We start from the raw sequence: 22854 nt of genomic DNA on the forward strand, positions 1-22854 counted from the left end.
TTTGTGATTGTGTAAACATATGAAAGCGCTTTACATTTTAAAAATTAATTAAGTGGCTTTTCTCTCACCTTTAATTAGCTATATAATATACATATGAACAAATAGTACATGATTAATTAAGGAATTTAGCTTATGGAAGAAATAAAATTAATTTTAGATTCAAGCTCTAATCAAGAAACTAATCCTGCTAAAAATATACAAATTGTGCCACTCACTATTTCATTTAATGGTAAAGAGTACCGAGATGATCAAAACTTAAATATCAAGGACTTTTTAGAGGATATGTCCAATAATAATGTGGCCGGGAAAAGTTCGTGCCCAAGCATTCAAGAATGGCTAGATGCTTTAAAGGGGACTAAAAGAGCTATTATTCTTACATTAACTAGTGGAATGAGTGGAAGCTACTCATCAGCTTTACAAGCTAAGGCAATGTATGAGGAAAAGAATCCTACTAGTAAAGTAATCGTGGTCGATACAAGATCAGCTGGCCCAGAGTTAACGGTTATTTTACATGGGATTGAAGATATGATCAAAGGTAAAGTTCGATTTGTCGATTTAGAAGAAAAAATTGCCCAATATCGTACCCAAACCCATCTTTTATTTGTATTACAATCGCTTCATAATTTAGCTCTTAATGGTCGCGTTTCTAATGCAGTTGCTAAAGTGGCCGGCATGTTAAATATTAAAATCGTCGGTACTGCTAGTAAAGATGGAAAACTAGAACCTCTTGGTAAAGTTCGAGGGATGAAACGAGCAATTAAAGATCTCGTGAAAAAGATGAAGGAAATGAATTACCAGGGTGGCGAGGTAATTATTGACCATTGCGAAAATCAAAAAGATGCTGATACATTGAAAGCTAAAATCTTAGAGCTCTTTCCAGATGCAAAAGTTACTGTTCGACCAATGAGAGGCTTATGTAGTTTTTATGCAGAAGAGGGCGGCTTAATGGTTGGTTTTCACGAATAAACAAAAAAGACGTCTGTTAAAAGACGTCTTTTCATATTGCTAAAAATATTTGTTGTGAAATACTAAAGCAGAAAATTGCTAAGCTAGTTGCTCCTAGAATATCAGAAGGATAGTGGGCTTTTAGACTGAGTCGAGAAATAACTACCATTAACCAAATAATTAGTAATCCAATAGTAAAGCCGCTTCCCAGTTCTTTCCCAAACAATTGTAGCAAGATAAGAGCCATGGTTGTTGCCCCTAAAACGTGACCGCTTGGGAAACTATATCCATCTTCTAAGGCAGAGTGTTTGTAGGGACGTTGTCGATGAACAGATTTTTTTAAAATAATACCTACAAGATCAGTGAATCCTAAGGTAGCTAGTACCCATAAAGCTGTGATATTGCGTTCTTCATTAATTAATAAACTAGCTAATAAAACTGCCCATACTACCATTAATTTTGGATCGTTTAAAAATGCAATTACTTGCCATTTAAAGCCATCTCGTTTGTGAACTAGCTTGTGATGAAGCCAATGATCGTAAAGATTAAAACGGCGAGAATTTTTAACAGCATAGATAAGCATTAATAAAACGATTGCAGAAAATAATACAATCCAACTATTTATGTTCAATTCAGTTCGTTCCTCATCTATAGATTTTGATATTTATCACAAGTATTGTAGCAGTAAAAATGGGGTTTGACACTTGTCTTGAGCAAAACTTAACAATTAGTTTTCACGATTAAATTCAACTTTGTCTTCGATTGGATAAATAATTAAATCATCTTTTTCAAGGTCTTCTTTGTTCATATTGACTTCTGTAATTTGTCTTTGATTATAGGTGGTGTAGTAGAAGAGTCCTTTTTCAAGGTTAGTGCAGTCAGAATAAATAGTATATTCAAAACTGTTAGGGCCAACTTCATCTAAGCCTTTAGGTTGTTCAACAGCATGAAGGATGTGGAAGTAATTATTGACGTTGTCGGCTTCGTTATCGGCTGCGGGAGCATTAGATTTAGTGAAAAGAGCTCTGACAAAACGAGATTCAGAATCCATCCCACCTGGTAAATTGTGAGAACCGAGTCCACGACTGTATAAATCAAAGTTAACTTTATCTGAGAATCTGTTAGTTGGCATCTTAGGTGAAACATCAGCATAATTGTTTAAGTTGAATAATTGCTTAGGGAAAGGTGGATTATTAGTTAAAGTTCCAACTGGGTTGTCATAAACATGCAGACCGTCTTTATCAGATTCAATAACGATTGATTTACCACTCTTGTCGGCTATGAGCCAGTGAAGAGGAGAAAGAGGTAATTTTTCACTAAAGTTAATATGTACAAGATGAATACGATCAATTAGCTTTTTAGCTTCATCTAAATTAGCGCATTGACCTAAAATCCAAGGAATAAATTCAAATGGTGAAATATTGTCTTTGCCCTCTTCTTCTTTTTCAGGATAGTAAGCATTGCCAGCATAGTTAAGACCGGCCATTCCTAGGCCTTTTTCATTAGCGGCATCAAAGTAAAGAGGATAATCATCTCTGACTGCCGAAATTCCTACCATAGCATAGTGTGTAGTAATAGTTGGCATTTTACGAAACTTAAATTCATAATTTCTTGGGGTAACTACTACTTGTTGGCCAAATGACATTTCGTAGTCAAAATTACGGCCGAAATAATGGTCATTGGGACTGAAAATAATTGAAGTACACATAATAAAAGACCTCTTTTTCTCATATACTGTTTTTCTTTTAGAATAGACTTTATGTAAATTGGTTGCAAGAAAAGTGTGCTAGTTTTGTTTACCTTTTTAAAATTAATTGCTATAATTAAATAAGTTCTGGAGAGTTGGCAGAGTGGTAATGCACCGGACTCGAAATCCGGCGAACCAAGTTTTCCTTGGCGCGCAGGTTCAAATCCTGTACTCTCCTTAGGTTATATAGTTATCTGGAAATAGGGATGCACAACATGCATCCCTATTTTTGTTTACTAAAATAAAAATGCTTATTTATAGCTGCTTTATCCTCTTTTCAATAAATATGTTTTTATTAGTTTTACTAAAATCATAGACATATTTAGTAAAACATAGTAAGATGAAATCGGAATCAAGAAAAGAGGAAATGCCATGAAGAAAATTATCTCTCGCATCTCATATTCCTTTGGGGCTTTTGGGAATGATGTGTTTTATGCGACTCTATCAACATATTTTATTGTGTTTGTGACAACGCACTTATTTAAATCTGGTAATAGTAAAATGATTTTTATGATTACTAATTTAATTGCGATTATTAGAATTAGTGAAGTCTTAATAGATCCATTTATTGGAAATGCAATTGATCGAACTGTGACACGTTGGGGGAAGTTTAAGCCTTGGGTAGTCTTAGGAGGAGTAATTAGCTCAATTGCTTTACTATTGCTTTTTACTGATTTAGGTGGTTTAAACAAAACTAATCCACTTATGTATTTCATTTTATTTGGAATAATTTACTTAATAATGGATATTTTTTACTCGTTTAAAGACACGGGATTTTGGTCAATGATTCCAGCCTTATCTTTAAATTCTAGTGAGCGTGAAAAAATAGCTACCTTTGCTAGAATTGGATCAACAATTGGTGCCAATATCGTTGGGGTAGTAATTATGCCGATTGTGTTATTCTTTTCAACAAGTAAAATTAATCCTAATGGTGATAAAAGAGGTTGGTTTTGGTTTGCATTTATCGTTGCAGTAATCGGAATTTTATCTGCTTTAGCCGTTGGATTTGGAACTCATGAGGTAAATTCCAAATTACGCGAAACTAAAGAAAAGACCACGTTAACGCAGGTATTTAAGATTTTAACTAAGAATGATCAGTTAATGTGGCTCTCGGTTGCTTACTGGTTTTATGGTTTAGCGGTCAATACTTTAAACGCATTGCAGCTTTACTATTTTTCGTATATTTTGGGTAATCCAAAAGGTTATACCATCTTGTATGGGATTAATACAGTAGTCGGTTTGATTTCAGTTGGACTTTTTCCAAGTTTAACTAAAAAATTCAATCGCAAGCGTTTATTTTACTTATGTTTAACTGTCATGCTTACTGGAATTATTGTTTTTAGTTTAGCCAGTGGATCCTTAGTGGTGAGTTTAATTGGAGCCGAATTATTCTTTATTCCCCAGCCGTTAGCATTTTTAGTAGTATTAATGATCATTTCCGATGCCGTAGAATATGGTCAATTAAAGACGGGGCATCGTGATGAAGCTTTAACTTTATCCGTTAGACCTTTAGTAGATAAGTTAGGTGGTGCAATGAGTAATTGGTTCGTATCTTTAGTAGCGGTAATGGCAGGAATGACGACTGGTGCGACTGCTCAATCAATTACGAGTCATGGAAGGATGATTTTTAAGCTTTGTATGTTTGGCTTTCCGGCTTTAATGCTTGTAATTGCAGGAATAATTTTTGCTAAAAAGGTGCTTTTAACAGAAGAAAAGCATGCGGAAATTGTCGATAAATTAGAGCAAATTTTTTCTAAAGAACATGCAGATGCAAATATTAAAGAAAATATTCAATTTGACCTATACAGCCCTTTAAATGGAGAGTTAATTGATTTAAAGGATGTCTCTGATCAAACTTTTGGAAGTTTAGCTATGGGGAAGGGCTTTGCTGTGAAGCCGTACAGTGGGAAGATTTATGCTCCAATTTCTGGGGTGGTAAGAACGATTGCTCCTACTCGACATTCGATTGCAATTGAAAACGAAGACGGTGTAATTGTTTTGATCCATATTGGAATAGGAACAGTACAATTAAAAGGGACAGGTTTTATTAGTTATGTTGAAGATGGAGCGCAAGTAAAAAAGGGAGAACAAATTTTAGAGTTCTGGGATCCAGTTCTTACTAAAAATGGCATCGATGATACTGTAATGGTTACAGTAGTGAATGCCAAACGTTTTAATAGAATAGATTATTTAGTAAATTATGGTAAAAATGTAAGTAAATTACAATTAGTAGCAGTTTTAGGACGTGAAATCAATGAAAAGTGATAAAGCAAATTTAGAATGGTTAAGTGATCCTGAAGTTTTTGCAGTGAATACGCTTCCTGCACATTCTTTTCATCCTGTATATGCAAGTTACGATGAGGCTAAAAATGAAAAATCTAGTTTGGTTCAAAGCTTAGATGGCGCATGGCGGGTAGAATATGCAAAAAACTATCAAGAAAGTCCTTCTGATTTTTATAAAGAGAATTTCGACTACTCAGATTTTGACTATGTGGAGGTGCCAGGAAATTTAGAAACTCAGGGGTTCGGAAATCCTCAATATGTCAACATTCAGTATCCATGGGATGGATCAGAAGATTTACATCCCCCAATGGTGCCAAAAAATAACCCAGTTGCTTCATATATTAAAAAATTTGATTTAGATCCATCCCTTATTTCAAAAAGGGTAAGTCTTACTTTTGATGGGGCAGCTACGGCTATCTATGTTTGGTTAAATGGTCACTTTATTGGTTACAGTGAGGATTCCTTTACTCCAAGCGAATTTGATGTAACTGATTTTATTCGGGAAAAAGATAATCATTTAGCAGTTGCAGTTTTTAAGTTTTCATCTGCCAGTTGGCTTGAAGACCAAGACTTTTGGCGCTTATCAGGAATTTTTAGAAGCGTGAAGTTGAAAGGGAAAAAGGAGTTACATTTGGAGGATCTTCGAGTGAATGGAGATGTAATTGATGATAAAGGTAATTTACGCATTAAAGCGTCTCTTTCGGGAAATATTTCTTTAAAAAGTTATATTCAGGTATCCTTACTTAATCAAGAAAATAAAGTTATCTGTTCTAATAAACGTAAAGTGACGCATGCCATCAATACTTTCAGTTTTCCGCAGCTTAATATTAAAAAATGGAGTGCCGAAGCTCCGCATTTATACCAATTATATGTCAGCGTAATTAGTGAAGGTCGCTTAATTGAAGTTTCAAAAATTGATGTCGGTTTTCGTCATTTTGAAATTAAAGACAAAGTGATGTACTTAAACGGAAAAAGAATCATCTTTAAAGGTGTCAATCGCCATGAATTTAATTCTAGATTTGGTCGTAGCGTGACTAAAGAAGATATGGTGTGGGATATTAAAAATCTAAAGCGAAATCATATTAATGCTGTCAGAACATCACACTATCCTAATCAAACTTATTTTTATGAGTTATGTGATAAGTATGGGATCTATGTTATTGATGAAACAAATTTGGAAAGCCATGGGACTTGGCAAAAGGTGGGTAAAGAAGATCCTAAAGAGAACGTCCCAGGGAACAATAATCGATGGCTAAAAAACTGTTTGTTTAGAGCTGAAAATATGCTTCGGCGTGATTTTAACCATCCAAGTATTTTAATGTGGTCTTGTGGTAATGAATCTTATGCTGGTAGCGTAATTGGAAAGATGGCCAGTTTCTTTAAGAAAAATGATCCTAGTCGTATTGTTCACTATGAAGGAGTATTTCACAATCGAGCTTATGATGAAATTTCAGATGTAGAAAGTCGAATGTACGCAAGGCCGGAAGAGATTGAAGAATACTTAACTGAAAATCCCCAGAAGCCTTACATCTCTTGTGAGTACATGCATGCTATGGGTAATTCGGTTGGAGGATTGAAATTATATACAGAACTTGAAAAATATCCTCAATATCAAGGTGGCTTTATTTGGGACTATATTGATCAAGGTCTTGAAAAGAAAATTAATGGACATAAACAGCTCGTTTATGGAGGAGACTTCGATGATCGACCAACTGATTATGAATTTTGTGGAGATGGGTTAGTTTTTGCTGATCGAAAAAATTCTCCTAAAATGGCTGCGGTTAAGGCGCTATATAATAATGTCAAAATGAAACTTGAAAATCGAAGCTTAACAGTTAAAAATGAGAACTTATTCATTGATACTAGTCAATATTACTTTAAAGTCAGCATTTTAATAAATGGTGAAAAAGTTTGGGAAAGTCAATCATTTGATTTAATGGTTAAAGCTCAAGAGTGTAAAAAATTCAAATTATCTTTACCACGCCATCTTGATAAAAATAAGAAAGAGGTTATTTATCAAGTAGTTCAATATTTAAAACATGATGAACTCTGGGCAAAGAGTGGTTATGAATTGGGCCGCGCCCAATATGTTAAGGATAAATTTATTGAAAAGTATCATCCTCAAGGCAGACCTAAATTGATTAATGGTGACTATAATATTGGTGTTGAAGGCGATGATTTCAAGGTCCTTATTTCTAAAGATCAAGGACATCTAGTTTCTTTAAAATATGCCGGTCAAGAATATCTTAAAAAGCAGCCACAATTTGCTTTTTGGCGTCCTTTAACTGACAATGATCGTGGTGCAAAAATGGGCTTTGAAATGGCTAAATGGGAAAATGCGGCTAAGTATGCGAAGCTCACGGATATAAAGCTTAAGTATTTAACCAGCAGTGTCTGGATTAAATTAGCCTATGAATTGCCGTTTGCCTTGTGTGATGAGTTAACGATTACTTATCAGATTGATAAAAAAGGATTTATCAATGTGCATGCTCATTTTCCAGGAACTCAGCAAGCTGAAAGATTACCTGAATTTGGCTTAAGTTTAGTTTTAAGTAAAAAGTTGGATCATTTTACTTATTATGGTTTAGGTCCTCAAGAGAATTACTTGGATCGGAAGGCGGGAGCCTATTTTGGTAAATATAAGCAAACTGTAAAAAATAATTTTACCCCATATCTTAGACCGCAAGAATGTGGTAATCGCAGCCAGGTTCGTTATTGTGAATTGTTGGATGAAAATGGGGTAGGAATTAGGGTTCAAAGTGATCATAATAGTTTTAATTTTTCAGCATTACCATATTCAACGGAACAAATTGAAATGGCAGACCATTTTTATGAATTACCAAAATCGAACTTTACATATTTAAAATTACTTGCAAATCAAATGGGCGTGGGTGGCGATGACTCTTGGGGTGCACCAGTGCATTCAGAGTATTGCTTCCCTGCTAATATGCAATATGATCTTCGCTTTACACTAATGCCAGTTTATAAGTTATAATGTTAAAATACTTTTAGTAAACTTACTTATTTTTACTTGAAATGGCAGAGAGGGATTATATGGCAACAATTAAGGAAATAGCGACCAAGGCAAAAGTATCACCAGCAACCGTATCACGGGTGCTTAATTATGATAAGAGTTTGTCAGTCAACGATACTACTAGAAAAAGGATTTTTGAGATTGCGGAGGAACTCCACTACAATAAGAAAAATTCTAAAACTCGAAAAGCTAAACTTAAGACGATTGCTATAACTCTATGGTGTAATCAATATCAAGAAATTAAAGACCTTTATTATTATTCAATTCGAAGTGGGATCGAGGATCAAGCTAAGCGACTAGGTTATCAAACTCATATTTATTATGAGCAAGACTCTCTTGATGATCTGGATAAAAATGTTGGCGTAATCGTAATCGGTAAAGCCCAGTACTCCAAGGAAAGATTAAATGAAATCGAAAGAATTCAAAAACCTACCGTATTTATCGATGCCGACACCTTAGCTGAGGGGCAGTGCTGTGTTGTATCAGATTTTCATTCGTCCGTTCAGGAAGTGATCAATCACTTTTTAAATCATGGCCAAAAAGATATTGGAATGCTCGCTGGCGACTTAGCAGATATTTATGATAAAAATAATCTCATTGATTTCCGTTTTAAAGATTATAAAAGGTATATGACAAAGCTTAACCTGTTTGATCTTGATAATGTTTATGTAGGAAAATTTACCCCCGACTCAGGTTATGAAGCTATAAAAAATGCGATTAGCCAGCGTAAGAAAATCCCTAAGGGATTAGTTGTTGCCAATGATGCAATGGCGATAGGAGCTTTAAAAGCCTTACGCGAAAATAAAATTAGAGTGCCAGAAGATGTGAGTGTGATTTCTTTTAATGATACAACAGCAGCAGAGTTTGCAAATCCATCTTTAAGTAGTGTACATGTGGACACGCACGAGATGGGTAGAGCCGGTATGAAGGTCTTAGCCGACCTTTTAAACGACGGATTGAAGGTATGTTATAAGGTAGTATTAAAAACCCAGTTGATTTTTAGAGAAAGTAGTATCAATTAATATTAAGACCAGTTTTGATTTTTTCAAAATTGGTCTTTTTCTTACTCTTGCCAAAAAATCTCGACATATATAAAATGTTAGAAGATGTTGAATAGAAAGGAAAAAACATAGCAAAAAAGGGAAGAGAATAATGAAACAGAAGAACACAGCACCGCAATTGAAAAGAACGATGACTGCGGGCCAGATGGAAATGATTTCGCTTGGAGGGGCCATTGGTGTTGGACTTTTTATGGGGTCTACCTCAACGATTAAATGGACAGGTCCCTCAGTATTATTAGCTTACATGTTTGTAGGATTGATTTTGTATATTGTCATGCGAGCTTTGGGAGAAATGCTATACATTAATCCGGGAACAGGTTCGTTTGCTGATTATGCAACAGAGTATGTTCATCCATTGGCGGGATATTTGGCCGAATGGGCTAACGTCTTTGAATATATTGTTGTTGGAATGTCCGAAGTGGTAGCAGCTACGGAGTATTTGAAGTATTGGTGGCCGAATATCAGTGTTTTATGGAGTGGAATTATAATTATTGCCTTTCTGCTCTTAGCTAACTTAGCCAGTGCTAAAGCATACGCTTCACTAGAATTTTGGTTTGCGATGATTAAAGTTGTTACTATTATCTTGATGATTATCCTTGGATTTATCGTGATCTTTTTTGGGATAGGAAATGGCGGAAAACCAACTGGATTTAGTAATTTGTGGTCCCATGGAGGATTTTTTACCGGAGGAGTTAAAGGATTCTTCTTCTCCATGTCAATTATTGTAGGTTCTTATGAAGGGATTGAACTTTTAGGAATTTCTGCTGGGGAAGTTGCCAATCCTCAAAAAGCCATTGTAAAGAGTGTAAAATCAGTTTTACTTCGAATTTTGATCTTTTATGTAGGAGCAATTTTTGTAATTGTTACTATTTATCCATGGGATAAGCTTGATAGTTTAGGTTCTCCATTTGTAACTACTTTTGCTAAAGTAGGAATTACAGCAGCGGCTTCAATTATTAACTTTGTTGTTTTAACAGCGGCACTTTCAGGAGCCAATTCCGGAATTTATTCTTCAAGTAGAATGCTCTTTAAACTATCTCATGATGGGGATGCACCGAAGACTTTTAAGCATATTTCTAAGAGAATTGTTCCTGATCGAGCAATTATGGGGATTTCAGGAGGAATCTTTATTGGGTTTATTTTGAATGTAATAGCTTCACAGTTTAATCATTCAGCTTCTGATTTATTTGTAGTTGTCTTCAGTTCATCTGTTCTCCCAGGAATGATTCCTTGGTTTGTAATTTTATTAGCTGAGTTGAAATTTAGAAGCAACAACGCAGAAACAATGGAAAATCATCCATTTAAATTGCCACTTTATCCATTTTCTAACTACTTTGCTTTTGTAATGCTATTAGTAATTGTTTTATTCATGTTTATCAATCCTGATACCCGAATTTCCGTTACTGTGGGATTATTAGTATTGGTAGTGGCAACTATTGTGTACTTAGTTCGTCATCGCAAGGAAAACACAAAATCTTGAGTTTGGTATTATCTTAATCATCAATATGTGGTAGTCTAAGGTTTATCATCTTAGAAAGGAAACATATTGATGGCAATTCTAGAACAACCATATTTAGATCTTTTAAATAAAATAATGACTACCGGTCATGATAAAAGTGACCGAACTAAAACAGGTACTCGCAGTTTATTTGGTGCGCAGATGAGGTTTAATCTTGCAGAAGGCTTTCCAATTTTAACTACTAAGCGGGTACCTTTTGGTTTAATTAAGAGTGAATTGCTCTGGTTCTTACGAGGAGATACAAATATTAAATTTTTACTTGAACATAACAACCACATTTGGGACGAGTGGGCTTTTAAAAATTGGATCCAAAGTCCTGCTTATGAGGGTCCGGATATGACAGACTTTGGGTTACGTGTTCAAAGTGAGCCTGAATTTAAAAAGATTTATCAGGCAGAAATGAAAAAGTTTGATGAGCGAATTTTAAACGATGATGATTTTGCGCAAAAATACGGCAACTTGGGTAATGTTTATGGAGCACAATGGCGGCACTGGGAAAAGCGCGATGGTAGTTTTATCGACCAAATTCAAAATGTGGTTGATCAAATTAAAACTACTCCCGACTCAAGAAGAATGATTGTGACTGCATGGAATCCTGAAGATGTGCCAAATAGTGCTCTTCCTCCATGTCATGTAATGTTTCAATTTTATGTGGTTGATAATAAGTTGAGTGTTCAACTTTACCAACGTTCGGGTGATATGTTTTTAGGAGTTCCATTTAATATTGCAAGCTACTCATTGCTTTTACATTTGATTGCGCGCGAAACTGGTCTCGAAGTGGGCGAATTTGTTCATACTTTGGGGGATGCACACATTTATGATAATCACTTTGATCAAGTAAAAGAGCTTCTAGCTAATAAACCATACGATTCTCCTCAATTATGGTTAAATCCAGATAAGAAAAATATCATGGACTTTGAAATGGAAGATATTAAATTAATTGGTTATCACCATCATCAAACTATCAAGGCGCCAGTGGCGGTATAGGTGAAAAAATGATTGAATTTGTTTGGGCAGAAGATAATAAGCATGCAATTGGCTATAAAAATCATTTGCCATGGCATTTACCAGCTGATTTAAAGCATTTTAAAAACTTAACGATGGGCCATCCTATGATTATGGGGCGCAAGACTTTTACTAGTTTGCCGAAAGTTCTTCCCGGACGTCAGCATCTTGTGTTAACGCATGATCAACAATTAATTGAGCAATACCGAGATGATGAACGTGTGACTTTCTTTACCTCAATTGATGATTTGAAGTCTTTCGTTGATCAAAATCCAGAAACCTGTTTTTGTGCAATTGGTGGGGTTTCAATTTTTGAACTTCTAGCAGATAAAGTCGACATTTTAGAGAAAACGCTCATTTATGAGAAGTTTAAAGCTGATACTTTTATGCCAGAAATTGATTATTCAAAGTTTGAATTAATTAATAAGGAAGATCATCAAATCGATGATCAAAATCATTATCCATATACCTATTTTACTTACAAACGGAAACAATAAGGAAGCATTAAAAATGTCGCTGTTAGGCGAGATTTTTTGATAAATTAGGTATAATTAATCAAAAAACTTTTAGGATTGATCATATGGCAAAGGAAAAGATTTTAGGTTTAACTCAAGAAGAAGTTGAAAAGCGAACCAAGGAAGGTTTAGTCAATAAAGCAGTAAATGATCAGTTTAAAACTAATAAACAAATCATTGCTGAAAATACTTTTACTTACTTCAACTTAATATTTTTGGTGTTGTCAATTCTTTTGGTGCTAGTTGGTGCATATAAAGATTTGACCTTCTTACCAGTCATCATCTTAAATACAATTATTGGAATTGTTCAGGAAATTCGCGCTAAACGTATCTTAAGTAAGCTCAATGTGATGAACATGGTTCATGTCACTGCAGTTCGTGAAGGACAGGAAGTGCAAATTGGGATTGAAGAACTGGTTAAAGGGGATGTCGTAGTTTTAAAAGCTGGGGATCAAATTCCGGCTGATGGAAAAGTGATTGCTGGGGAAGTTCGCGTTAACGAAGCGCTTTTAACTGGTGAATCTGATGAGATCATCAAAAAGATTGGCGCAGAACTAATGTCAGGGGCTTTTGTGGTAGCTGGAAAAGCCTATGCGCACTTAGAAAAGGTAGGTAAAGAATCCTATATCTCTAAATTGACTCTAGAAGCTAAGAAGATGGGGAGCGTAGAGCAATCGGAAATGGTGCGCTCAATCAACCGTTTAGTTAAATGGGTGGGGATTATCATTATCCCTTTAGGAATTGCACTTTTTACGCAAAGCTATTTCTTCAACCATGCTGGTCTTGAGCGAAGCGTCGTCTCGATGGAAGCTGCCTTGATTGGAATGATTCCAGAAGGTCTTTATTTATTGACGACAATTGCATTGGCATTATCTGCAACACGGCTTGCTCGTAAAGAAGTAATGCTTCATGATATGAAAAGTGTTGAAACTTTAGCTCGGGTAAATGTATTGTGCGTTGATAAAACTGGTACGATCACTGAACCAAAAATGGCAGCGGAAAAAGCTATTAAGTCAAAAGCTTATCCAAATGATGATCTTGAGCAAGTGATTGCTAATTTTGCTTTTAATATGCCGCCAGATAATGAAACCATGAAGGCCATTCATGCCAAATTTAATAGTGGTAGTAAAAGGGCTACTACTGTTATCCCTTTTACTTCGGTTAATAAATATTCAGCTGTAGTGTATGAAAATAAAACAATTATTATCGGTGCTCCTGAAATGGTTTTGCGAGATCAATTTGAAGAATATCAAGAAGAGTTTGAAGCTTATGCAGAAAAAGGCTATCGGGTAGTAATCGTCGTTAAATACAATCACCCTTTAACTGAAGAGGATTCAGCTTTAAAAGATAAGGTTGAAGTTTTAGGCTATATTCTACTTTCAAATCCAATTCGAAAAGAAGCTAAATCAACCTTTGAATATTTTGCTAAGCAAGGGGTTATCATTAAGGTTATTTCGGGAGATAATCCGCTTACAGTTTCTCGTGTGGCTAAACAAGCGGGAATCAGTGGTTCTGAAAAATATATTGATGCTCAAACTATTAAAGACGATGAATACGAAGAAGCGGTTAAAAACTATAATGTCTTTGGTCGCGTTAAGCCTGAGCAAAAGCGAAAATTTATTACTGCTTTGCAAAATTTAGGAAATACTGTTGCAATGACTGGTGACGGTGTTAATGATATTTTGGCTATGAAAAAGGCCGATTGTTCCATTGCAATGGCTTCAGGAAATAGTGCAGCTGTTCAAGCGTCGCAAGTTGTTCTGCTTGATTCCAACTTTGCTAAAATGCCCGATGTCGTGAATGAAGGACGGCGCGTAGTTAACAATATTCAGCGTTCGGCGAGTTTATTTTTAGTGAAAAATATCTTCTCGCTTCTTATGGCGATTTTTGCTTTGCTCTTAACGATTAATTATCCCTTACAACCCTCGCAAATTACGCTAATCTCAGCTTTTACAATTGGTTTGCCATCATTTCTTTTAGCACTTGAGAGCAATCATAACCGAATTCGTGGGAAATTTATGCCAAATGTTTTAGCTCGTGCAATCCCAGGTGGATTAACTGATTGGTTAGCTGTCGGAATTTTGGTGATTGCCGGTAGTTATATCCAACTTGATCATGGCCAAGTAGGAACTACGGCAACGATGCTATTAATCGCCGTTGGGATGATGGTAATGTATCATATTTCGGCACCTCTTAATAAATTTAGAACCGGAGTAATGGCAATTTCCTTTATCGGGGTGATTGGAGCGATCATTTTCTTCCATAGGCTATTCTCTTTAACTGCGCTTAATAATCATTCGCTCTTTATTTTGGTGGTTTTATTCTTTGCAGCAATCACAATTTTTAGATGGTTATCCCGAATTTTAGATGGTGTAGCAGAGGTCTTAGTTGTCTTTGATCAGAAGCGCCTCAAGATGACATTAGGTGATATGAAAACCGCTTATGAGCGAGGGAAGCAAAAAAATTAAACAAAAAATTAAATTTATCGTTGACAAGGTTAAAATCAAATGATAAATTATTTACAACAAATAAGAAAGACATCTTGAAAAGCAGAGTAATTAGTCCACTTGCTTTTAAAGAGAGTTGACATTTTGGTGAAAGTCAACAAGTAAGAACTAATGAAGATGGGCTTGGAATGATGACTAGTAGTGATATTTAGCTACTGGCGGACTTGCATCCGATATCAATGCAGGCTATGTAAGTAGCTAGTGAGGTCTATTTATGCGAATAAGTAGATAAATTAAGGTGGTAACGCGAAGCACTCGTCCTTTTTATTAGGGATGAGTGCTTTTTTTATAGAAAAAGGGGATAGGATAATGAGAAAAAGAAGACGCCGCAATACGATTATTTGGACAATTATCGCATTGGTAATTGTAGTTGCAGGATGGTTCAGTTTTGGACCGGGCTTAAATGTTGGTTCAAAAAATAAAGTTGTGACTGTCGGAGTTGTAGGTGAAAGCAAACAAGAAGAAGCCATTTGGAAGACAGTTGCCAAAAGAGCTAAGGAAAAGTATGGCATTACTCTCCAAACTAAGAACTTTACTGATTACAATCAACCAAACAAGGCTTTAAAATCAGGCGATGTTGACCTGAACGCTTTCCAACATTACGCTTTCTTGAAGGCTTGGAATAAGGCAAATCATGGTGGAGTTGTGCCAATTGGAAAAACTTACATTGCTCCAATTAGACTTTATTCAAAGAAATATCATAAATTAAGTGATTTACCAGATGGAGCTACGATTGCAGTACCAAACGATGCGACTAATGAATCAAGAGCTTTGTTCGTATTAAAGAATGCTGGGCTCATCACATTAAGAAAAGGTAAGACTCTAGTAACTGTTGCTGATGTGGTTAAGAATCCACAAAACATCAAGATTAAAGAAGTTAATGCTGAACAAACAAGTCGTGTTTTAAATTCTGTTGATGCAGCGATAGTTAACAATGACTATGCTGGTCCAGCAGGGTTGACGGATAAGCAAACCATTTACATTGAACCAGTTAATAAGGATTCAGAACAATGGATTAACATTATCTGTGCTAAGAAGGGTCAAGAAAATAACAAAGATTATCAAGATGTAGTTAAGGCTTACCAAACTGAAGCAGTTAAGAAGCTTTACCACAAGTTCTATGGCAAGAGTCAAGTTGCCGCTTGGGATATTAAGTTGAAATAAGAGGGGATAAGAATGGGAATTATTGATCTTAAGAATGTAAGTGTTGATTTTTTACAAAAAAAGAAGCTGGTGAAGGCTGTTGATGATGTTTCTTTAGAAATTGATAAAGGCGACATCTATGGCGTAGTTGGATTTTCTGGAGCAGGAAAGTCAACTTTAGTAAGAACCATCAACTTATTACAAAAACCGAGCGCCGGCGACATCACTGTTAATGGAGTTGAGTTTGTTAAAAATGGGAAGCAAGTCATTTCTAATAAAGAATTACAATTGCAACGCCGTAAAATCGGCATGATCTTTCAACACTTTAACTTACTAAATGAAACGACAGTTTTAGAAAATGTAGCCTTTGCTTTAAAACATGCCAAGTTAAGTGATGAAGAATTAGAAAAAAGATCACTGGAATTATTAGATTTAGTCGATTTAAAAGACAAGGCCGACTTTTATCCAGCTGAATTATCTGGAGGACAGCAACAACGTGTGGCCATTGCTAGAGCCTTGGCTAATAAGCCTGATATCTTAATTTCAGATGAAGCAACAAGTGCGCTTGATCCGCAAAATACTCAGCAGATTTTGGAATTGTTGAAGAGATTGAACAAAAACTTAGGCTTGACCGTGGTTTTGATTACTCACGAAATGGACGCAGTTAAGAAAATCTGTAATAAAGTGGCCGTAATGGAATACGGAAAAGTAGTTGAAAAGGGTAGCTTGAGACGAATTTTCTTACATCCAGAAAAAGAACTCACCAAGCGCTTTGTTGGGGGATCACTTGAAGCTATTTCTACTCTAGAGAGCTTAAATTTAGGCAAACTTGGTAAAAATGAAGCTGTTTACCAGTTGGTTTATAGCATTGCAAATGTGACCAAGTCAATCATCATTGAACTGTACAGTAAGATTGGCGTGGAAGTAAGTATGCTTTACGGAAACGTAGAATTGTTAAATGATGAGCCAATCGGAACTTTGGTTGTGCTTGTTAAAGGGGATAATGAAAAGCAGAAGAAGGCGGTTGAGTTCTTGAACAAGCAAGAAGTTACGCTTACTCGTTTAGATGAAAAGGGGAATTTATATGATTAATTGGCTAGAAAAGATTATGCCCAATGTAGTTCAACTTGGTTGGGGAGGAGATGCTGGTTGGGGAACTAGTATTTTCCAAACCTTGTTCATGACATTTTGGTCGGCAATTTTTGGAGGAGTGCTCGGAATCATCTTCGGCGTCTTATTAGTAGTCACTAAAGAAGGTGGCATTCGTCCTAACAAGTTCTGGTACAATGTTTGCGATAAAATTGTCTCCATCTTTAGAGCTGTGCCATTTATCATCTTGATGGCATTTATTGCACCAGTTACCCAAAAGATCGTCGGTACTCAAATTGGTATGAAAGCAGCTTTAGTTCCGCTTACTTTGGGAGTTTTCCCATTTTATGCACGTCAAGTGCAAGTGGCACTTGAAAGTGTGGACACTGGAAAGATTGAAGCTGCCGAAAGTTTAGGTGCAACTACCAGTGACATTATCTTTGATGTTTACTTAAGAGAAGCTCGTTCCGAACTCATCAGAGTTTCCACAGTAACGATCATTAGCTTGATTGGATTGACTGCAATGGCTGGTGCAATTGGTGCCGGTGGTTTGGGTAATACGGCCATTTCATATGGTTATAACCGCTTCAACAGTGATGTAACTGTTGTGGCAACCGTACTGGTAGTGATCTTGATCTTCATCGTGCAAGTGGTTGGCGACTTCTTTGCTAAGAAATTGAATCATCAAAGTAGATAAAGAAAAACCATTAGAATTTGTTTCTAATGGTTTTTGTTTTGACTAATATGTAAACATACAATGCCTTTTATAAAACAATTTTATAATATAAGGAAAAATCCAATTGAATTTGCCTTATGATTGGGTATACGGGGGCTTCAATATTGGTACTGCTGCAGTAAATGTTTTTTATCAAGGTCAAAAATATTATGTTGGTAAGTTAACTAAATATGAAGATGGGCAATTTTTTACTAGTGTCTCCAAGATTTCTGAATCTGCGGCAAATCAAAACGATGATGGTGCCTGGATCCAAACAAAGTATCTTGCAGAAAGTGAAAGTGCAAAACCAGAGCTTGTAAAGAAGACAATTATGCATAAAGCTCGCGCATATACTTGGGGTGGTACTAAGACTAAAAAGGTTTACTCAGCTTATACAAATGTATACGTGAAGAACAAGATAATTCACGTTGATGGTGGTAAGTATTGGACTAGTGGTGACTTCTATCAAGTTTACAATGCCGATGGTACATATACTAATTACTTAATTAAGGTCGGAAATATTGACGGAACTAAGCGTGTGTTGAAGCATAATGCATATATCTATACAAGCAGTACGCGTCGCGCAAATCGCATAGTGTTAAAGAAAGGAACCACTATCACCACATATGGTGATTCCTATAAATTTAAGAATGGCAAGCATTATTATAGAATAGAAGGTGCCACTAAGACTGACAAGAGATATGTTAAGGTGGAAAATTTTAAATAATTCAATAAAGTTTTAGGCATAGTAAAAGCATCCCTCAAGAATTGGGGATGCTTTTCTTATCTATCAAACTTCTTATAATTCTTAATATAACGATCGGCTACGCTAATCATATGAACGCTGATCCGACTTTCATCATTTTTCAAGCCACTAAAGCTAACCGCAAACTTCTTAGTTTTAGCATCATAATTCGTAGTTCGCAATCCTAAAAGATCTCCTGCATGTTCCCATTCAAAATAACGAGAAGTATCATTGTAATCAGCTTTTGAACCAGCAAATCCGCCAAACAGCATCTGCTTAAGATTGAAATAGATTTGCTCTTTTAAAACCTTCATTGTACGTTCATGACCGGGAAATGCACTCGTAATTGGTAAACCGGCTTCATCTTCATAAACTTGGCCAACGGTTGAATTAAGTCCTGAAGCCTTAGCTGCACGTTCAATTCCAGCCACATAGTGATCAGAATCCCAGCAGGAGTGATTATGATCGTAGTATTCTTTGGCAATTCGGTTGGCAAACTTCAAGCTGCTTTCGCTATACGTCCAGTCCTTTTTGCCAAATTGATTACGTACTTGATTGATTAACTCTAGAGTAAACTTACTAATCTCAACTTGATCATCATGGGAAAGATTGGTCACGTCAACTGTTCTTGCATCAGCTGGATCAGTATCCTCATAGGTGTTTTCTTTCATCCCAGCGATTGAATCCTTGATTAATTTTTGCTTGTCTTTTGATGAAATAGTGCCCAAGTTTTCTTTAAGAACACGACTCTTAGTATAGCCTTTAGTTTGAGGTAAAGTTAAATTTGCTTCACTTGCTGCATAAACAACTTGGTTATTATCTTGCACTTCTTCATTAACTATCGTGGTAGTGCCCAATAAACCTGCACTTAATCCTATAACAGCCAAAAGCTTAATTCCCAATTTCATAATCTTAATGCCTCTTTATCTGTTATGTTTTTTAAATATTATGAAGAAGTAGTCAGTTTCTTCATGAACTAAAATTAATTTCCTCTGTCACTTATAAAGATTATCAGGATTTAAAAACTTGTCTATAAGAGAAAAGTTTAAATAACAAAACTATATTTGCATATAACTATTGTTATTTTCTAATCATAAATAGAATAAGCGTAAGTACGGTTGTTATTTTTCCTATACAAAGCAAAAATAATTTAATAAATTTATTGTTTTAGGCTTAAATATATAAAAAAGTATATTGATTTTTTATAGCTGAATATTAAATTTAACCGCTTTCAAAGTAGAAAACATGATCTATTGCATTTTGATAAACCTCCATTTTTTCGTATACATTACCTTCAAGATTTTGTTAAAATAGTTGAAAAATACTTCAATATTTTCAAATTATTGAAAAAGAAAGCCTTTACAGGTATCATTAAGGTTGAAAATATATCAAGTAAATAATACTAAGGAGAATCAATTATGAGCGAAGAATACCGTGTTGAAAGTGATACTATTGGGCCAGTTAAAATCCCTAAGGATGCTTTGTGGGGTCCTCAAACTGAAAGAAGTCGCAATAACTTCCCAAGCGGCGAATTAATGCCACTTCCAATTATTCGCGCTTTTCTTCATTTAAAGAAGGCTGCTGCCGAATCTAACGTTGAAGTAGGGGATGAACCAAAAGAAAAAGGTGAAGCAATTGAAGAGGCAATTGACCATCTTTTAGCTTTAAACGATGAAGAACTTAGAAAAGACTTCCCACTCCACGTTTTACAGACTGGTTCTGGTACTCAAAGTAATATGAACGTCAATGAAGTGGTGGCTAATTTAGCTAATAAGCTTCACCCAGGTCTTAATATTTTGCCAAATGATGATGTTAACCGTGGTCAATCTTCAAATGATACTTTCCCAACTGCTATGAATATTGTTGCGGTTGAAGCACTTGATAAGCTTGAACCCGCTGTTCAACATTTAATTGATGAATTAGTAGTTAAGGAAAAGAAGTACTGGAAGACTGTTAAGGTCGGTCGGACTCACTTGCAAGATGCAACTCCACTTACCTTTGGTCAAGAATTATCAGGTTATATTTCAGCTTTGAAGCATGATCTTTCCTATATTAAGATCTTAAAGCCAACTCTGTATGAACTAGCTATTGGTGGGACTGCTGTTGGTACGGGACTTAATGCAGCTCCTGGCATGACTGAAAAGATCGCTGCTAAGCTTTCTAAAGTTTATGGTCATGACTTCAAGGTTGATACTAACAAGTTCTGGGGCTTGGCTCATCACTCTGGTCTTGATGTAGTTCACGGTGCACTTAAGACTTTAGCTGCTGATATGTTCAAGATTGCTCAAGATATTCGTTTCTTGGCAAGCGGTCCTCGTGGCGGATATAACGAATTGAACATCCCTGCTAATGAACCAGGTTCATCAATCATGCCAGGTAAGGTAAACCCAACTCAAGCTGAAGCTGTTACGATGGCTGCTGCTAAGGTCTTTGGTAATGACACTACCATTACCTTCACTTGTTCACAAGGCAACTTCGAAATGAACGTCTTTAAGACTGTGATGATCGCTGCCTTCCTTGATTCATGTGATATATTAACTGGTACAATTACTGGCTTTGCTGATAAAATGATTCACGGCTTGACTGTTAATAAGGATAGAATGAACGAATTACTTGATAATTCATTAATGACAGTTACTGCTTTGTCACCACATATTGGTTACCATGCAGCTGCTGAAATTGCTCAAGCAGCTGATAGAGAAGGCATTACTTTGCGTGAAGCAGCTCTTAAGAGTGGCAAGGTGACTCCTGAGCAATATGACAAGTGGATGGACTACATGAAGATGACTAATGTTGACAAGCACAAGCCTGAAGAAAGTAAATAGAAGGAATAAAAATGGCAAAATTTGTTTTTACCCCAAAAACTGCAGATCAATTAAAAGATTCATATGATGCAATTATCGTTGGTGCTGGTGGTACTGGTTTGACGGCAGCTTTGCAAGCTCACGAATTAGGTTTAAATGTTGTTGTTTTAGAAAAGAACGAGAATTTAGGTGGAAATACTAGCCGTGCTTCTTCTGGAATGAATGCCTCTGAAAGTTTAGTGCAATTAAACCATGGTATCATTGATAACAATCATAGCTTTTATGAAGAAACCTTAAAGGGCGGCGGTTTATTAAATGATCGTCCAATGCTGAAGTACTTTGTTGATCATTCGGCAATTGCGATTTCATGGTTAATGGAACATGAGATTGATTTAACTGATTTAACTATTACCGGAGGAATGAGTAAAAAGCGTGCCCACCGTCCTGCTTCCATGGCTCCAGTTGGTGGATATCTCGTAACGGGCCTACTTAAGCAAATCCAAAAAGAAGATATTGACGTCTTTAATAATTCTCGCGTTACTAAACTTATCAAAGATGATGGTAAGAAGGTTAACGGTGTTGAAGTAGAAACTAAAGATGGCAGAAAGATTATCACTGCTAAAGCTGTTCTCCTTGCTAGTGGTGGCTTTGGTGCTTCAAAGGAACTTATCAAGAAGTATCGTCCAGATTTAGTTGATTACAAAACTACCAATCAACCTGGCGCCACTGGTGATGGTTTGAAGCTGGCCGAAGGTGTTGATGCCCAACTCATGCAAATGAACTTTGTACAAGTTCACCCAACTGCTCAAACTGATCATGATCACACTTACTTGATTGGTGAAGGCGTTAGAGGTGAGGGAGCAATCTTAGTTAATAAAGCGGGGAAGCGTTTTGTTAATGAACTTGATACTCGTAAGGTTGTTTCTAATGCTATCACTGACTTGCACGAAGATGGGGCTTATCTCATTTTTGATCAGGGAATTCGTGATCACTTCAAGGCAATTGACTTCTATGATCATGTTGGTTTAGTTGTTCATGGTAAAGACCTGGCTGATTTAGCTAAAAATATTGGCGTAGACGCGAATAACTTGGAACAAACTGTTGCTGAATGGAATAGCGCAGTGAAGAATAAGGATGATATCGCTTTTGGTAGAACTACGGGAATGGAACGTGGAATCGATGAGGCTCCTTACTACGCAATCCATGTCCACCCAGCAATTCACTACACAATGGGGGGAATTCACATCACTCCAGAAACTGAAGTTTTAGATAGTAATGGTAATGTGATTGAAGGACTTTATGCAGCTGGTGAAGTTTCTGGCGGACTTCATGGAAATAACCGAATTGGTGGAAATTCTATCGCTGAAACGGTAATCTTTGGTCGTCAAGCAGGCATGCAAATGGCTAAAAAGATTAGATTATGCTAGGCTAGACTTAGCATAAGGAAAGACATACAGTAAGATGATTGCCGAAGCAATGAAGGATAATTACCGTGGCAATATCAAAGTTACTGCGAAGCAAAATACAGTACTTTATCATGGATTATCCAACTTATAAGTGGTACAACCTATTTACCTAATACGGTTGAACTTAGTAAGCAAGATTAGTTTAATATCTTAATATGGAAAAGACTGGAATTTGTTTCCAGTCTTTTTTGTACGTTCTTTAGTGCACTTTTTTAATTTTTTATAGTAATTGTAAGTTGTCTAAAAATAGCGTAATGATTATGAAAAAATGGTGAG

General features: G+C 36.0%; 17 protein-coding genes, 1 tRNA gene and 1 other annotated feature. Of the genes, 15 read left to right on the forward strand and 3 right to left on the reverse strand.

Translation table 11 applies throughout. From position 1 onward, the window contains the following. Positions 1 to 132: 132 nt before the first annotated feature. A complete protein-coding gene (locus KBW87_RS03630) occupies positions 133 to 966 on the forward strand; it encodes a DegV family protein (RefSeq protein ID WP_057810962.1) in 834 nt (277 codons plus the stop codon). Positions 967 to 997: 31 nt separating this feature from the next. Here the strand turns inward: KBW87_RS03630 and KBW87_RS03635 are convergent, their stop codons facing one another. Both KBW87_RS03635 and bsh read right to left on the reverse strand, forming a co-directional pair. Next, on the reverse strand, positions 998 to 1528 hold the full coding sequence (locus tag KBW87_RS03635; protein WP_369907188.1) for a phosphatase PAP2 family protein: 531 nt from the start codon (positions 1526 to 1528) through the stop codon (positions 998 to 1000). Between the two features lie 144 nt (positions 1529 to 1672). Further along, the gene (bsh, locus tag KBW87_RS03640) at positions 1673 to 2653 is read right to left on the reverse strand and encodes a choloylglycine hydrolase (RefSeq protein WP_057810964.1); all 981 of its coding nucleotides are present in this window, start codon (positions 2651 to 2653) and stop codon (positions 1673 to 1675) included. 128 nt (positions 2654 to 2781) lie between these two features. On the opposite strand from bsh, the gene KBW87_RS03645 reads away from it, so the two are divergent. From KBW87_RS03645 to KBW87_RS03700, 12 genes are all read left to right on the forward strand, one after another. After that, positions 2782 to 2870, forward strand: a tRNA-Ser gene (locus KBW87_RS03645). Between the two features lie 173 nt (positions 2871 to 3043). Further along, entirely contained in the window at positions 3044 to 4957 is a 1914-nt protein-coding gene (locus KBW87_RS03650) for a glycoside-pentoside-hexuronide (GPH):cation symporter (protein ID WP_420896558.1), read from the forward strand. Continuing rightward, a complete protein-coding gene (gene lacZ / locus KBW87_RS03655) occupies positions 4947 to 7970 on the forward strand; it encodes a beta-galactosidase, LacZ type (RefSeq protein ID WP_057810968.1) in 3024 nt (1007 codons plus the stop codon). The genes KBW87_RS03650 and lacZ overlap by 11 nt, the downstream gene beginning before the upstream one ends. A 59-nt stretch (positions 7971 to 8029) precedes the next feature. Then, positions 8030 to 9031 carry a LacI family DNA-binding transcriptional regulator gene (locus tag KBW87_RS03660; RefSeq protein ID WP_057810970.1) on the forward strand — a complete coding sequence of 334 codons (1002 nt, stop codon included), beginning with the start codon at positions 8030 to 8032 and terminating at the stop codon, positions 9029 to 9031. Between the two features lie 130 nt (positions 9032 to 9161). Continuing rightward, positions 9162 to 10550: an amino acid permease gene (locus KBW87_RS03665; protein WP_057810972.1), complete on the forward strand. Its 1389-nt coding sequence runs from the start codon at positions 9162 to 9164 to the stop codon at positions 10548 to 10550. A 69-nt stretch (positions 10551 to 10619) separates the two neighbouring features. After that, positions 10620 to 11576, forward strand: a complete 957-nt coding sequence (locus KBW87_RS03670) for a thymidylate synthase (RefSeq protein WP_057810974.1) — start codon at positions 10620 to 10622, stop codon at positions 11574 to 11576. Positions 11577 to 11584: 8 nt separating this feature from the next. After that, positions 11585 to 12091, forward strand: coding sequence for a dihydrofolate reductase (locus KBW87_RS03675; RefSeq protein WP_057810976.1), 507 nt, complete (start codon positions 11585 to 11587; stop codon positions 12089 to 12091). 83 nt (positions 12092 to 12174) lie between these two features. Then, positions 12175 to 14577 (forward strand): cation-translocating P-type ATPase, encoded by a 2403-nt coding sequence (locus tag KBW87_RS03680; protein WP_057810978.1) that lies wholly within the window; start codon positions 12175 to 12177, stop codon positions 14575 to 14577. Positions 14578 to 14642: 65 nt separating this feature from the next. Further along, positions 14643 to 14882, forward strand: a binding site (T-box leader). A gap of 43 nt (positions 14883 to 14925) precedes the next feature. Further along, the gene (locus KBW87_RS03685; RefSeq protein WP_057810980.1) at positions 14926 to 15780 is read left to right on the forward strand and encodes a MetQ/NlpA family ABC transporter substrate-binding protein; all 855 of its coding nucleotides are present in this window, start codon (positions 14926 to 14928) and stop codon (positions 15778 to 15780) included. A gap of 12 nt (positions 15781 to 15792) precedes the next feature. Beyond that, positions 15793 to 16851 (forward strand): methionine ABC transporter ATP-binding protein, encoded by a 1059-nt coding sequence (locus tag KBW87_RS03690; protein WP_004044998.1) that lies wholly within the window; start codon positions 15793 to 15795, stop codon positions 16849 to 16851. After that, the gene (locus KBW87_RS03695) at positions 16844 to 17545 is read left to right on the forward strand and encodes a methionine ABC transporter permease (RefSeq protein ID WP_057810982.1); all 702 of its coding nucleotides are present in this window, start codon (positions 16844 to 16846) and stop codon (positions 17543 to 17545) included. Before KBW87_RS03690 ends, KBW87_RS03695 begins: the two co-directional genes overlap by 8 nt. A gap of 103 nt (positions 17546 to 17648) precedes the next feature. Then, on the forward strand, positions 17649 to 18290 hold the full coding sequence (locus KBW87_RS03700; RefSeq protein WP_236695279.1) for an SLAP domain-containing protein: 642 nt from the start codon (positions 17649 to 17651) through the stop codon (positions 18288 to 18290). A gap of 56 nt (positions 18291 to 18346) precedes the next feature. Here KBW87_RS03700 and KBW87_RS03705 read toward each other — a convergent pair whose 3' ends face one another. Continuing rightward, positions 18347 to 19216, reverse strand: a complete 870-nt coding sequence (locus tag KBW87_RS03705) for an SEC10/PgrA surface exclusion domain-containing protein (RefSeq protein ID WP_057810985.1) — start codon at positions 19214 to 19216, stop codon at positions 18347 to 18349. A 507-nt stretch (positions 19217 to 19723) separates the two neighbouring features. Between KBW87_RS03705 and KBW87_RS03710 the strand changes: the two genes are divergently transcribed. Then, positions 19724 to 21133: a class II fumarate hydratase gene (locus tag KBW87_RS03710; protein WP_157055159.1), complete on the forward strand. Its 1410-nt coding sequence runs from the start codon at positions 19724 to 19726 to the stop codon at positions 21131 to 21133. A gap of 11 nt (positions 21134 to 21144) precedes the next feature. After that, complete coding sequence (locus tag KBW87_RS03715; RefSeq protein WP_057810990.1) at positions 21145 to 22539, forward strand: flavocytochrome c; 1395 nt, start codon at positions 21145 to 21147, stop codon at positions 22537 to 22539. Positions 22540 to 22854: the final 315 nt, after the last annotated feature.

Source organism: Lactobacillus intestinalis (assembly GCF_024397795.1).
GTDB classification, from domain to species: Bacteria; Bacillota; Bacilli; order Lactobacillales; family Lactobacillaceae; genus Lactobacillus; species Lactobacillus intestinalis.

Bases quoted from the DNA above. Each gene is read 5' to 3' on its own strand.
- KBW87_RS03695 (WP_057810982.1), top strand. From the start codon at position 16,844: ATGATTAATTGGCTAGAAAAGATTATGCCCAATGTAGTTCAACTTGGT.
- KBW87_RS03635 (WP_369907188.1), bottom strand. From the start codon at position 1,528: ATGCTTATCTATGCTGTTAAAAATTCTCGCCGTTTTAATCTTTACGAT.
- KBW87_RS03675 (WP_057810976.1), top strand. From the start codon at position 11,585: ATGATTGAATTTGTTTGGGCAGAAGATAATAAGCATGCAATTGGCTAT.
- KBW87_RS03715 (WP_057810990.1), top strand. From the start codon at position 21,145: ATGGCAAAATTTGTTTTTACCCCAAAAACTGCAGATCAATTAAAAGAT.
- KBW87_RS03685 (WP_057810980.1), top strand. From the start codon at position 14,926: ATGAGAAAAAGAAGACGCCGCAATACGATTATTTGGACAATTATCGCA.
- lacZ (WP_057810968.1), top strand. From the start codon at position 4,947: ATGAAAAGTGATAAAGCAAATTTAGAATGGTTAAGTGATCCTGAAGTT.
- KBW87_RS03660 (WP_057810970.1), top strand. From the start codon at position 8,030: ATGGCAACAATTAAGGAAATAGCGACCAAGGCAAAAGTATCACCAGCA.
- KBW87_RS03705 (WP_057810985.1), bottom strand. From the start codon at position 19,216: ATGAAATTGGGAATTAAGCTTTTGGCTGTTATAGGATTAAGTGCAGGT.
- KBW87_RS03665 (WP_057810972.1), top strand. From the start codon at position 9,162: ATGAAACAGAAGAACACAGCACCGCAATTGAAAAGAACGATGACTGCG.
- KBW87_RS03670 (WP_057810974.1), top strand. From the start codon at position 10,620: ATGGCAATTCTAGAACAACCATATTTAGATCTTTTAAATAAAATAATG.
- KBW87_RS03630 (WP_057810962.1), top strand. From the start codon at position 133: ATGGAAGAAATAAAATTAATTTTAGATTCAAGCTCTAATCAAGAAACT.
- KBW87_RS03690 (WP_004044998.1), top strand. From the start codon at position 15,793: ATGGGAATTATTGATCTTAAGAATGTAAGTGTTGATTTTTTACAAAAA.
- KBW87_RS03680 (WP_057810978.1), top strand. From the start codon at position 12,175: ATGGCAAAGGAAAAGATTTTAGGTTTAACTCAAGAAGAAGTTGAAAAG.
- bsh (WP_057810964.1), bottom strand. From the start codon at position 2,653: ATGTGTACTTCAATTATTTTCAGTCCCAATGACCATTATTTCGGCCGT.